Here is a 12,412-nt window from a genome sequence, read left to right as displayed (position 1 = left end):
TGTAATGTTTGCCTAAGCCACCTGACAGGCCCGGCAGGCAAGTATCCTGGTGAACACGATCGGTATGCCTGTGCATTTTCAAGGAGTTGTTTGACCATGCTGCGTAAACACCTGATCACCTTTGGTCTGCTGGCCATCAGCGGCCTGGCCCAAGCGGCCGACACCATCGATGTCTACCGCGACCCCAACTGTGGCTGCTGCAAAGCCTGGATCAGCCATCTGCGCGATAATGGTTTTACCGTGAACGACCATGTCGAACCGAACATGAGCGCCGTCAAACAGCGCCTGGGCGTGGCGCCGCGCCTGGCGTCGTGCCACACCGGCGTGATCGACGGCAAGTTCGTCGAGGGCCATGTGCCTGCCGAGCAAGTGCGCCTGCTGGCCAAGCGCAATGATCTCAAAGGCCTGGCCGTACCAGGCATGCCAATGGGCTCGCCAGGCATGGAAATGGGGGACCACAAGGACGCCTACCAGGTCATCGGGGTGACCCAGGATGGCCAGGACACCGTAGTCGCCAACTACTGATGCTCAGCCTTTGGGCACTGTTCCTCAGCGCCTTCGGGGCCGCCACCCTGTTGCCAATGCAATCGGAAGCAGTGCTGGTGGGCCTGCTTCTCCGGCAGCCCGATGCCTGGCTGACCTTGCTGCTGGTCGCCACCCTGGGCAATGTGCTCGGTTCGGTGATCAACTGGTTGCTGGGCCGAGCCATCGAGCACCTGCGCGACAAACGCTGGTTTCCATTCAACGCCGCCCAGCTGGAACGCGCCCAGCAGCGTTACCAGCGCTGGGGGCAATGGTCACTGCTACTGAGCTGGATGCCGGTAATCGGCGACCCGTTGACCCTGATCGCGGGGATCATGCGCGAGCCATTCTGGCGGTTCCTGCTGCTGGTGACCTTGGCCAAGGGCGGGCGATATGCCGTAGTGGCAATGGTTACCCTCGGCTGGTTTCATCCCTGGTAACACCTTTAACGTTTAAGGTGTGCTACCGGCTGCTAAAGTCGCCAATTCCTACATGGTCCTACACGGAGTGCACCCATGCTGCGCGCAACCGCCCTGGCCCTGGCCTGCCTTGTCGGCGCACCGGCCATCGCCGCCGAATCGCCTACCTACGGTAAACAGCTCGAAGGTTTCAGCTACCCTCACCCACTCCGGCATTTCGATTTCCAGTCCCAGGGCCAGAACTTGCAAATGGGTTATATGGACGTCCCCGCCAAAGGCCAGGCCAATGGCCATAGCGTGGTGCTGATGCACGGCAAGAACTTCTGCGCCGCCACCTGGGAAACCACCATCGATGCACTGAGCCAGGCCGGCTACCGGGTCATCGCGCCAGACCAGGTCGGTTTCTGCACCGCGAGCAAACCGGCGGCTTACCAATACAGCTTCCAGCAGTTGGCCATCAACACCCATGCCTTGCTGGAGCAACTGGGCATCAAGCAAGCGATCATCCTCGGCCACTCCACCGGTGGCATGCTCGCCACCCGCTACGCCCTGATGTACCCGCAACAAGTCGAACGCCTGGCGATGGTCAACCCGATCGGTCTGGAGGACTGGAAAGCGCTGGGCGTACCCTACCGCACGGTGGACCAATGGTATGCCCGCGAGCTTAAACTCGATGCCGAAGGGGTACGCGAGTATGAACGCAAGACGTACTACGCGGGACGCTGGAAACCTGAATACGAACGCTGGGTGCAGATGCTGGTGGGCCTGAACAAAGGGCCGGGGCACGAAGCGGTGGCGTGGAACTCGGCGCTTATCTACGACATGATTTTCACCCAGCCGGTGTACCACGAGTTCAAGGACTTGAAGATGCCCACCCTGCTGCTGATCGGCGACCAGGACACCACGGCGATTGGCAGCGATATCGCGCCGCCGCAGGTCAAGGCCAAGCTGGGTAACTACAAGGTGCTCGGGCCAGAAGTGGCCAAGTTGATCCCGAACGGTGAGCTGGTCACCTTCGAGGGCATGGGGCATGCGCCGCAGATCGAGGAGCCGCGGCGCTTCAACAAGACACTGATCGAGTGGCTTGGCCACTGATGCGGCGAAGGGGCGCCTCGCGCCCCTAGCACTGCCAGATGTGCGCTTCGCTCCACCCCAGCTCGGCAAAATCCACCTCACGCAACCCGGCCTCTTCCTCGCAGAAGAATTCATCCAGCTGCGGCGGCCGCACCATTGTGTCGCTGAGCATCGCGTGCACCTGCCCGCGGTGATGGATCTGGTGCTCGAACAGATGCGCCAGCAAGCGCAGACGCTGCTCGCGCTGCACCCGATCGGGCCGCACTATGCTGACGTAGCGAGCCAACTGGTTGTCGAGTAACCCACTGCAATAAGCGATTAGCCGATGATCGGCCTGGGCCTGTTCGGCATACAGGTCGGTACAGGTGGCGAACGGCTGCTCGGGCCGGAAAAAACGCTCGCCGTCCTGGCCCGGCGCCTCCCCGCGCTGCTCGCACTCGAGCATGTGCAGGTAGAACCAGTCCACTGTCAGCAGATGATTGAGGGTGGCCTTGATCGACGGGAAAAAGCTGCAGCGAGGGGCGACGAACTCGTCCTGGGTCAATTGCAGGCAGGCCTTGTATAACCGGTGGTTGGCCCAGCCATTGTTGTAGGCCTGGGTCAGCAGGTGATGGGACAAAGGCTCCATGGTTCGGCTCCTTCAGGCGAAGCGTTGCAGTTGCATCTCCCGTAGCCGGCTCAAGGTCCTTTGGTACGGAAATGCCAGATACCCTTGAGTGTAGAGCGCATCGAGCGGTACCTGCGCTTCAAGATACAGCGCTACCCTACGGTCGTAGCATTCGTCGACCAGGGCAATGAAGCGGCGCACGGCGTCATCCTTGGGTGACAACGCCGGCAGCTCACGGTCCCCGGCCATGACCCGCGAGGCGCCATCCTCGGTGCCACGGGCGATACGCCCGGCCCGCTGCTCACCGCCCAGCGCCGGTATGCCCTCCACCAGGATCGCCGGAAATCGGTCGCACAGGGCCATGAAATCCATAGCCGCCAGGGGTTGCTCGCAAAGATCCGTAAAGCGGCACCACATCGCCTGAGCGCTGTACCGGATAACCCGGACCTGCCGTGAGCCGATCACCAGCGGCTGGACGCTGCCGGGGTCCTCCGGGCTTAGCTGCTGGAACACCGCTTCAAGTGCCCCTGCCTTACCCGCCTGCGCTACCCAATAACGCTGGCAGGCAGCACCGGGATGCAAGCGATGGTCTTGTTCGCCAGCCACGGCAAGCACCTGCATGTGACGTTCGATGGCGCGGATGGCCGGCAGGAAACGCTCGCGATTGAAACCGTCGCGGTACAGCTGCTGCGGCGGCTGGTTGGAGGTGGCAACGACCACCACGCCCTGCTCGAACAGTACCTGGAACAGACGGCCAAGGATGATCGCATCGCCAATATCGCTGACGAACAGTTCGTCAAAGCACAACACCCGGATTCGCCCGGCCAGCTCAAGGGCCAGGGCTTGCAGCGGGTCGGCGGTGCCGTTGAGCTGGAACAGACGCTGATGGACCCAGGCCATGAAATGGTGGAAGTGCTGGCGCTGGGCCGGAATGCTCAGGCTGCGGTGGAACAGGTCCATGAGCCAGGTCTTGCCCCGACCGACCGGGCCCCACAGGTAGAGACCCCGGGCGGGGCCGCCATGCTCGACGGCCTCGAAACAGGCTTGCAGGGCGCAGACGGCCCGGGCTTGAGCCGGATCGGCAGCGTAGCCTTGCTCAGCTAGGGCTTTGTGGTAGAGAAAGCGGGGATCGAGCGCCATGGCGCATTATCTTCAAAGGCCATGACACCAGCAACCCGCTTTAATCCTCGCTCAGGCCAACCTTCAGCAACCGCCCGTCCTTGTCATCGGTCAGCACGTACAGGTACCCATCCGGCCCTACCCGTACATCGCGGATGCGCGCTTTCAAATCCGCCAGCAAACGCTCTTCATGCACGACCTTGTCACCGTCCAGTTGCAGGCGGATCAACTCCTGGGCGGCCAGCGCACCAATGAACACGTTGTGATCCCAAGGCTTGAACGTGGGGCTGTCATAGAAGGCCATGCCGCTGATGCCAGGCGATTTCTCCCAGACATGGTGAGGGTCGACCATACCGTCGACATGCTTGCCCTTGGCCTCGGGGATTGGCAGGAGCGAGTAATTGATGCCGTGCGTGGCGATCGGCCAACCGTAGTTCTTGCCCGCTTGCACAATGTTGATCTCGTCACCACCGCGCGGCCCATGTTCGTGGGTCCAGAGCTTGCCGGTCCAGGGGTTGAGCGCTGCTCCCTGCTGATTGCGATGGCCGAACGACCAGATCTCGGGGCGTACGTTGTCCCTGCCAACGAAGGGGTTGTCCTTGGGCACTTCGCCATCGGGCAGGATGCGCACGATCTTGCCCTGCAGCTTGTCCAGGTCCTGTGCGGTCGAGCGCTGGTTGTTCTCGCCCAGGGCGATGAACAGGTAGCCGTCGCGGTCAAATACCAGCCGCGAACCAAAGTGATTGCCGACCGAAAGCTTGGGCTGCTGACGGAAGATCACGGTAAAGTTTTCCAGCCGTGCTTGGTCCTCGGACAGTTGCCCGCGCCCGACCGTGGTGCCGGCCTTGCCACCGCTCCCCTCCTCAGCATACGACAGGTAGACGGTTCGGTCCTTGGCAAACGTCGGCGACAGGGCGACATCCAGCAGACCTCCCTGGCCCTCGGCCCAGACCTTCGGCACACCGCTGATGGCCGGGCCGACCTTGCCTTCGGCGTTGACCACCCGCAGGTTGCCGGGGCGTTCGGTGACGAGCATTTCCTTGCCGCCTGGCAGGAAGGCCAGCGCCCACGGGTTGCGTAGGCCGTCGGCCACAGTACTGACGGTGATCTGCCCCTCCTCGCTTTGGAACTGCTGCTCGGTGGCGGCCTGCGCCAGCAGCGCAAACGCCGCGGCAGCGGCAAGCGTGGTCAGCCAGGTGACTCTGGTCATGCAGGATTCCTTTCGATGGGGGCTCAAGGTGCGCGCTGGGTGTCACGCGGCGGCCGGGTAGGTTCCAGGTTCGGGACCTGCTGCTGACGCCGCAGGTTATCGCCATTGCCAATGCCGCGATTGTCCAGGGTGGGCGTACGCTCAATGGGCGCGGTCGAGGGGCCACGCACCGGCGGGGTAGCCGGCATGCTGCCCTGGCGGCTGTTGGGGTTGGCACGTTGAATGGGGCTGTTGTACGGGTTGTTGTTACCCGCCGCAAGCTGCAGCGGCTGCACGGGCGCGGCCTGTACCGGCAGGCACAGCAACAGGCCGATGGCCAGGGTTGGCAATGTCAGATTCATGCTTCACCTCTTGTACGAAATAGCGCGCCTTGTGCGTTGGATAGCCTAAGGCGCGATCGGTTCGCGGCAAAAGTATGAATGCGATTCCTGATGTTTCAGCCTGCACCTGGCGGGGCAGCCATGCCGGCCAGGGCCGGCACTTACACCGAACAATCAGTAAGCCATGCTCCAGGTCAGGGTGTAGGTCCGGCCCCTGCCCTGGTAGTCGTACAGGTAAGCCGGGCCGTAGGTGGGCGCGTAGAACAGCGTCGCCCGCTGCCCCCAGACCGTACTGTATTGCTTGTCCAGCAGGTTCTGAATACCTGCGCTGAAGGTGCCGAAGCCAGTGTCCTGGCTGCCAAGCAAATCAAAGGTGGTGTACCCGTCGATTTCGTGGTCGGCGTCATCCTTCAGGCTGAAGGCATGGTTGGCCTGCAATCGCGCGCTGCGCCCATCACCCTTCCAGCCGACGAAGGCAGTGGATTTGGACAGCGAGGCATAGCGGGCGTCGCGCTTGATCCAACCGCCGTCGGCGGCTTCCTCCTCGGAACGGGTCAGGTGCAAGGTACCACCGGCTTCCCAGCCATTCTGGAAGTGCCGGGTCAGCGCGCCTTCGAAGCCGAAGTCACGGCTTTTCTGCTCTTCGACGTTGATGGTCAACGTTTGTGAGTCGACATTGATGATCTTGTCCGACCAGATGTAGTACAGCGCGGCCTGAGCATCCCAGTCCAGATCGGCGTAACGCCAGCCCACCTCGACCTGGCGGCTCTTGATACCAGCCAACGGGTTGTCCGCAACGCTCAAGCCCGGCTTGCCGTAGTACTTTGCCGGGTCCGGCAGGTCGAAACCCTCACCGTAGTTGGTCCAGACCTGATGGCCATTTTTGAAGTCGTAGATTGCACCGACGTTGTACAGGTTGACCTGGTAATCGTTGCTGCCGCCAGGTACGCCCTTGAAATCGCTGACGTCGACGTCCATCTGCTGGCGCCGGGCCCCGCCCGAGAAGGTCAGGTTGTCGGTGGCATGCCAGTCCAACTGCGCGTAGACCGAGACACCATCGACCCGATAGCTGGGATAGCGCGGCGCCTTGCTGTCTTTCTCCATGTCCAGGCCGCCGCTTTGCGACGAGGTCAGGGCATTGAACGTAGTCTGCTCGGCGTTGAAGCGCTCCCGATCGAGGTCCACCCCATAGGTCAGCTTGAGCGTATCCCACTGCTTGGCGAACAGCCCTTTGAGGCTGGTGACCTCGAAGTTCTGCTGCGAGGCGGCGAAGTACACCCCACGCGAACCGGTTGGCGTTGCACGGTTGTAGTAAGGGAACGGGTAGAAGTTGTCGTCTTCCTTGCGGTACGAGGCCTGCAGGTAGAAGTCCTGGCCCAACACATCGGTGTGGTGGTAGTTGGCATTCAGCAGCAAGCGCCGGGTACGTGGTTCGAGATCCGAGGAATAGCCGCTGCGCAGCTCGGCATCTTCCAGATCGGAGGGAGCGTTGTAGTTCAGGTTGGGGAAGTAGATGCCCGTGCTGCCGTGGTTGCCTGAGTCATAGTACTGAGCCAGCAGGTCGATGCTTTGCTCATCGGTAAGTTTCACGCCCACCGTGCCGAGCAGATCGATGGTGCGGTTGTATTGCAGGTCGGTCTGGGTGTTGTCGATGAAGATCTGGTCGCCCGCGCCATCGTAAAAGGCTTCGTTCTGTTCGCCGGAGACACCCAGGCGCGCACTGATCCGGTCATTGCCGCCACTGATCGACTGGGCGAAGCGGGTGGCGAGGTCGTCGCTGTTATTGAAGCCGCTGCTGGCACCGAGCTGGGTCTCGAAGCGCGCCGGGCCTGGTTCGCCCTTCTTGGTCACGATGTTGATGATGCCACCGGTGGCGCCACCGCCATAAATAGCACTGGCGCCGGACAGCACTTCGACACGCTCGACGTTGAACGGTGAGATGCTATCGAACTGGCGCGAGAGGCCACGTGAGCTGTTCTGGCTAACCCCATCGATCATCACCAGTACGTTGCGCCCGCGCATGTTCTGGCCATAGTTGGTTCGGCCTTCAGGTGCAAGGTCTAAGCCCGGTACCAACTTGCCGATGGCCTCCTTGAGGCTCACCCCACTGTCGAGCTGTTCGCGCAGTTGCTGTTGGTCGACCACCCAGACGGTACCGGGGATCTCGCTGATGGCCGTGCTGGTACGCGAGGCTACGCTGACTTCAATGGGTTTGAGGTTGACCGCCTGGGGTGCTGCAAGGGCCCTGCGCAGGGTAACGGTGCGGGAATCGGTGAAATGCCACGCCATCTCGCTGCCGGCGAGCAGTTGCTGCAATGCCTGCTCAACGCTGTAGCTGCCCTGCAAGGAGGGGCTGGTGAAGCCTGCAACGTCGCTGGTGGTGTACAGCAGATGCAGACCGGCTTGGTCGGCAAATGCGGTCAGGGCTTGGTCCAGGGGTTGCGCAGGCAGATCCAACTGCACCTGCCGCGCCTCCATCGGCGCCTGCCCGGCTTGAGTGGCGGCCAGCACCTGTAGGGGGCCGGCGAACATGGCCAGGGCGCTGCAGGACAGCAGAACATGGTTCAAACGACCGCCGCGACGGTACGAAGGCTTGGGCATGAGAGGCACGAAGGAGCTTCCAGACAAGTCGTAAATGAGAATGGGTTGCTGATCAGTCCCACTACGACGATCTGGCGCGCACGAACTTGCAGTGCCAAATGAAAAATATTTCGATTATTTTTTAGCGGCTAATAGACCACCGCCAGCCATGGCAGGTAGGTGACCTTGAGGCCATAGCGCTGTTCGAGGGTGTGCAGCAGCGCCTCGGGCTCGTCCAGGTCGAAAACTCCACTGACCTCAAGCGCTGCCAGCTTGCTGTTGGGCAACAGGATGCGTCCATGCTGGTAGCGCTCGAGCTCAGCCAGCACCTGCCCTAACGGCTTGCCGTTGAAGATCAGCTTGCCGCGCTGCCAGGCCGTCTGCGCGCTGGCGTCGGCTGATACGTTGACACTGTGATTGCCGACTTGGGCTTGACCCTGGGCCAGCACCACACGGCCGTCGCGGCGCACACTGAACGCCGCCGCGTCGCCGCGCACAGGCTTGCCCGCACTCTCGACCACGAACGGGCGTGGGTCTGTGGCAGTCTCGAAAAACGCCTCACCGGCCTGCAACGACACCTTGCGTTCTTTCGCACTGAAGTCCACCTTCAGAGCGCTGCCACTGTTGAGGACGACCCGAGAGCCATCGGCAAGAATGATGGTTTGCCGCTCGCCCATACCGGTGTGGTAGTCAGCCAGCCACACCGGCACTTGCTGCCAACTGCTGTATCCGGCCATCAGCAAGGCCAGCGAGGCGGCCACCCCGGCAAGCCAGCGCCGTTTATTTCGTACTGGCGGCACTTGGCTCACTTGGGCAGCCGCTGCGTGACCAATATCGCGCCAGAGCGCTTCAGCTTCGCCCGCTGCTTCGGCATGGGCCGAGCTTAGCTGGCACCAGCGTCGGTAGCGCGCCTTATCCGCCGCACTGGCATTGCCCGAGTGCAGAAGCACCTGCCAATCGAGCGCATCATCGGACAAATCACTGATCGGTTGCGGCGCGTGCATGTTCAAGGTGTCAGTCATGGTTGTGTTTGAGCCAGTCACGGCAGTGACGCAGCGCCTGGCCTATGTATTTTGCCACCATGCTCTCGGAAACGCCCAGCCGTTGTGCAATCTGCGCCTGGGTCAGGCCTTCCACCCGGTTGAGCAATAGCGCCTGGCGGGCGTTGGTGGACAATTGCAGCAAGGCTTCGTCAAGGATCTGCAAGCGCTCCCGGGCCAGCAGTGCTGCTTCAGGAGCCGGTGCCGGGCATACGACCTCGCCCGCTCCGTCGCTGTCATCATGGCTCGAGGCGAGGCGCTGCTCTCGGCGCAGGGCATCAATGGCCAAATTGCCCGCAACGCGGAAGATAAAACTACGCGCATGCAATACCGGAACCGCCTGTGCGTCGACCTTCACCAACTTGAGATAAGTTTCCTGTGCCACATCGGCGGCACGCTGCCGATCGCTCATGCGCCGGGTCAGAAACTGCAGAAGATCGTCGTAGTGCTCCTGGAAACTCGCCAGTAGACCAGACACAGGGGACGTCAGCATTGGGTGAAGAAACTGCCAGTAGGAGAAATTATCGGGCGTTAATGAGAAACAGTATCTTTCATTCGACCCGATACTTTCAACGCTGCTGTGCATTTGCCACACTGCAGCTTCGATTCCCCGCGCAAGGCCGCTGCCCATGTCTGCCCGTCTGTACCCTTACCTTCGTCTGTTACTGGTTCTACTGATGGTCAGCGGGCTCAATGCCTGTGCATTGTTCCAGGCCCGCGACCCGCTGAACATCAGCGTGATCGGCATTGAACCACTTGCCGGGCAGGAGCTGGAAATGCGCATGGCAGTGAAGATGCGTGTGCAGAACCCCAATGAGGCAACCGTCGATTACAGCGGCATCGCGCTGAACCTGGAGGTCAATGGCCAGCCCCTGGCCTCCGGCGTCAGCGACCAACCTGGGCATATTGGCCGTTATGGCGAGGCGGTAATCGTTGTGCCGGTCAGCATCACGGCTTTCTCATTTCTGCGCCAAGCCTACGGTATGAGCAAGCTCGACTCGCTGCAGGGGATGCCGTACGTGCTGCGCGGAAAGCTGGCCGGAGGGCCATTGGGCACCGTGCGCTTCACCGATGAAGGCACGCTTGAGCTACCCAAGGGCGACAGCTTCTATTGGTGACAGGCGCGGTTACATTAACGGCTGGCACTGGCGGCGGCCATCATCTTGTTGACCTCGCTGCGCACCATGTTGGCGTATTCGGGCGGCGACATACCGTCCAGCTCGGCACGTACCCATTCGGCCCATTTGCCCTTGCGGCGCGGTTTCTCGGAAATCAGCCGGGCGGCCTCACCCTTGGCCTTGCCCAGGTTGTTCTTCCACATTTCGAACAGCCGGGCCTTCTCTGCCTCGATCTGCGCCCGTTCCTCAAAGCTTTTATTGGCCAGATTGAAACTCATGAAGGTACCTGCCTTTTGAAAATGGCCGCTATCTTACACCGTAGCGCAGCCGCTTCGGTAAGCCATCGCAACTTTCGCGGCGCGCAAGCATCCATTGCTTAACCCCACCATCGACGAGGACGTGTTCATGGCCCGTAAAACAGCCAAATTGATTGATAGCGATCAGATCAAGGATCAGGTGTTCAGTGAGCTGCAGGCATTGATCGAAGAATCAGAAAAGCTGCTCAACGACAGCGCTTCCATGGTTGGCGAGGAAGCCGACAGCCTGCGCGCCCAGGTAAGCCTGAAACTTCGTCAGGCCAGAGAGGCCGCAGGCAATGTACGCGCCAAGGCGCAGCCAGTGGTCGACGCTACCCAGGATTACATTGGCGGCCATCCGTGGCAGACCGTTGCTGTATCGGCGGGCTTCGGCCTGGTGATAGGCCTGCTGCTGGGACGACGCCAGTAAACAGTGCTTGGCGCGCCGCCTGTACGCCTCAGGCGGCCTGCGCCAGCGGAATACCACTGTGGAAGCGTAGCTCCTGATCCGGCGACTGGATCAGCTCGGCTTCTGCTTCGCGTACCAGCACCACGCGGCGGGCAATGTCCGCTTCGTCCCCATATTGATGGGCAAGCTTCAGATAGCCTTGGTAGTGACGTGCTTCGCTCTTGAGCAAGCCGTGATAGAAAGTGCCGAGTTCTTCATCCAGATGAGGGACCAAAGCGGCAAAACGCTCACAACTGCGCGCTTCAATGAATGCCCCTACCACCAGCGTGTCTACCAGCTTGACCGGCTCATGAGCGCGCACCAGGCGACGCAGGCCAGAGGCATAACGCCCCGCTGAAACTGGCCGCAACGGCACGCCGCGCCGCTTCATCAGGCGCAACACCTGCTCGTGATGCACCAACTCCTCACGGGCCAGGCGCGACATCATGTTGATCAGGTCCAGGTGGGTATTGTACTTGGCGATCAGGCTCAAGGCCGTGCTTGCAGCCTTGAACTCACAATTCTTATGGTCGATGAGCAAAGTTTCCTGGTCGGCGAGCGCCGCTTCGATCCAGGCGTCTGGAGTCGGACAGCCTAGAAAGGCATCGATTTCAGGGATCAGGGACATAACGTACAACCACACAGGCAGGCAGGACCGGCGATTATACCCACGACGACTGGCTACGCCAGTGGCTATGCTTGATGTACATCAAACGGCGACGCCACGCACGCCAACTATAGTCAGACAGTGGTCGCCCCCTTTGAATGGAGTTCTTACCCATGCAAGCTGTCCGTAGCATCCTTGTCGTCCTGGACCCGGAACATGCCCATAGCCGTGCGTTGACACGGGCAAAACTGATTGCAGGCGTGACAGGTGCCCGCTTGCATCTGCTGATGTGCGACAAGAAGCACGATCATAGCGCCCTGCTCAGCCTGTTGAGCAGCCAACTGCACGATGACGGCTATGACAAGGTCACGCATGAGCAGGCCTGGCATGACACGCTCCACGAATCAATCATCAATGTGCAGCAGGCAGAAGGGTGCGAGTTGGTGATCAAGGAACACCGGCCGGACAACCCATTGAAGAAGGCCTTGCTGACGCCCAGCGACTGGAAACTCTTACGCCAATGCCCTTGTGCAGTCCTTATGGTCAAGAGTGAGCGCCCCTGGACAGGCGGTGTGATTCTGGCCGCCGTCGATGTCGGCAATCAGGACGAAGACCATCGTAGACTGCATGCCAGCATCATCGACCACGGTTACGCTATCGCCGGGTTGGCCAAGGGCAGCCTGCATGTCATCAGTGCCCACCCCTCCCCCATGCTGTCGGCGTCGGACCCGGTCTATCAGCTCAGCGAAACCATTGAAAAACGGTACCGAGAGGCCTGCAGTGCGTTTCAGGCTGAGTACGATATCAGCGAAGACCGGCTGCATGTTGCTGAAGGGCCTGCAGACGTGCTGATACCCCATACCGAGAAGAAACTCAATGCAGTGGTCACTGTGATTGGTACGGTCGCACGCACCGGCATTTCCGGGGCATTGATTGGCAATACCGCCGAAGTGGTGCTCGACACACTCGAGGGTGATGTATTGGTGCTCAAGAGTGAAGAGGCTACCGCGCACTTGGCCGAGCTGGCCCGGGGCTAGAAGCGACAACATCGG

General features: G+C 61.1%; 14 protein-coding genes and 1 pseudogene. 6 read left to right on the top strand and 9 right to left on the bottom strand.

The window, feature by feature from the left end; all coding sequences use genetic code 11:
* The first annotated feature begins 96 nt into the window (after positions 1-96).
* The 3 genes from APH34_RS25975 (at position 97) to APH34_RS25965 (ending at position 2,036) form a co-directional block, all read left to right on the top strand.
* Positions 97-525 carry a DUF411 domain-containing protein gene (locus APH34_RS25975; protein ID WP_054903537.1) on the top strand — a complete coding sequence of 143 codons (429 nt, stop codon included), beginning with the start codon at positions 97-99 and terminating at the stop codon, positions 523-525.
* Positions 525-962 carry a YqaA family protein gene (locus APH34_RS25970; protein ID WP_054903536.1) on the top strand — a complete coding sequence of 146 codons (438 nt, stop codon included), beginning with the start codon at positions 525-527 and terminating at the stop codon, positions 960-962. The genes APH34_RS25975 and APH34_RS25970 overlap by 1 nt, the downstream gene beginning before the upstream one ends.
* Before the next feature lie 75 nt (positions 963-1,037).
* On the top strand, positions 1,038-2,036 hold the full coding sequence (locus tag APH34_RS25965; RefSeq protein WP_054903535.1) for an alpha/beta fold hydrolase: 999 nt from the start codon (positions 1,038-1,040) through the stop codon (positions 2,034-2,036).
* Positions 2,037-2,061: 25 nt separating this feature from the next.
* Here APH34_RS25965 and APH34_RS25960 read toward each other — a convergent pair whose 3' ends face one another.
* The 7 genes and pseudogenes from APH34_RS25960 to APH34_RS25930 form a co-directional block, all read right to left on the bottom strand.
* On the bottom strand, positions 2,062-2,643 hold the full coding sequence (locus APH34_RS25960) for a DinB family protein (protein ID WP_054903534.1): 582 nt from the start codon (positions 2,641-2,643) through the stop codon (positions 2,062-2,064).
* Positions 2,644-2,655: 12 nt separating this feature from the next.
* Positions 2,656-3,762 carry a cell division protein ZapE gene (gene zapE / locus APH34_RS25955; protein WP_054903533.1) on the bottom strand — a complete coding sequence of 369 codons (1,107 nt, stop codon included), beginning with the start codon at positions 3,760-3,762 and terminating at the stop codon, positions 2,656-2,658.
* Between the two features lie 40 nt (positions 3,763-3,802).
* Complete coding sequence (locus APH34_RS25950; protein ID WP_054903532.1) at positions 3,803-4,951, bottom strand: PQQ-dependent sugar dehydrogenase; 1,149 nt, start codon at positions 4,949-4,951, stop codon at positions 3,803-3,805.
* A 23-nt stretch (positions 4,952-4,974) separates the two neighbouring features.
* A complete protein-coding gene (locus APH34_RS25945; protein WP_054903531.1) occupies positions 4,975-5,292 on the bottom strand; it encodes a hypothetical protein in 318 nt (105 codons plus the stop codon).
* Between the two features lie 153 nt (positions 5,293-5,445).
* Positions 5,446-7,872: a TonB-dependent receptor gene (locus tag APH34_RS25940; RefSeq protein WP_054903530.1), complete on the bottom strand. Its 2,427-nt coding sequence runs from the start codon at positions 7,870-7,872 to the stop codon at positions 5,446-5,448.
* Between the two features lie 128 nt (positions 7,873-8,000).
* Entirely contained in the window at positions 8,001-8,873 is an 873-nt protein-coding gene (locus APH34_RS25935; protein WP_256215951.1) for a FecR domain-containing protein, read from the bottom strand.
* 4 nt (positions 8,874-8,877) lie between these two features.
* Positions 8,878-9,384 (bottom strand): annotated as a pseudogene (locus APH34_RS25930) (RNA polymerase sigma factor); the annotation flags it as partial.
* A 136-nt stretch (positions 9,385-9,520) separates the two neighbouring features.
* Here APH34_RS25930 and APH34_RS25925 point away from each other — a divergent pair.
* Positions 9,521-10,009, top strand: coding sequence for an LEA type 2 family protein (locus tag APH34_RS25925; protein WP_054903528.1), 489 nt, complete (start codon positions 9,521-9,523; stop codon positions 10,007-10,009).
* Between the two features lie 14 nt (positions 10,010-10,023).
* Here the strand turns inward: APH34_RS25925 and APH34_RS25920 are convergent, their stop codons facing one another.
* Entirely contained in the window at positions 10,024-10,287 is a 264-nt protein-coding gene (locus tag APH34_RS25920; RefSeq protein WP_054903527.1) for a hypothetical protein, read from the bottom strand.
* 127 nt (positions 10,288-10,414) lie between these two features.
* Here APH34_RS25920 and APH34_RS25915 point away from each other — a divergent pair, with 127 nt between their 5' ends.
* Positions 10,415-10,735 (top strand): YqjD family protein, encoded by a 321-nt coding sequence (locus APH34_RS25915; RefSeq protein ID WP_054903526.1) that lies wholly within the window; start codon positions 10,415-10,417, stop codon positions 10,733-10,735.
* A gap of 28 nt (positions 10,736-10,763) precedes the next feature.
* On the opposite strand, the gene APH34_RS25910 is transcribed toward APH34_RS25915, so the two are convergent.
* Positions 10,764-11,381 (bottom strand): tRNA-(ms[2]io[6]A)-hydroxylase, encoded by a 618-nt coding sequence (locus APH34_RS25910; protein ID WP_054903525.1) that lies wholly within the window; start codon positions 11,379-11,381, stop codon positions 10,764-10,766.
* Positions 11,382-11,533: 152 nt separating this feature from the next.
* Between APH34_RS25910 and APH34_RS25905 the strand changes: the two genes are divergently transcribed.
* Positions 11,534-12,397 carry a universal stress protein gene (locus APH34_RS25905; RefSeq protein WP_054903524.1) on the top strand — a complete coding sequence of 288 codons (864 nt, stop codon included), beginning with the start codon at positions 11,534-11,536 and terminating at the stop codon, positions 12,395-12,397.
* The last annotated feature ends 15 nt before the right edge of the window (positions 12,398-12,412 follow it).

Source organism: Pseudomonas sp. NBRC 111131 (assembly GCF_001320525.1).
Lineage (GTDB): Bacteria > Pseudomonadota > Gammaproteobacteria > Pseudomonadales > Pseudomonadaceae > Aquipseudomonas > Aquipseudomonas ceruminis.
This window is presented reverse-complemented; position numbering and strand designations above follow the sequence as displayed.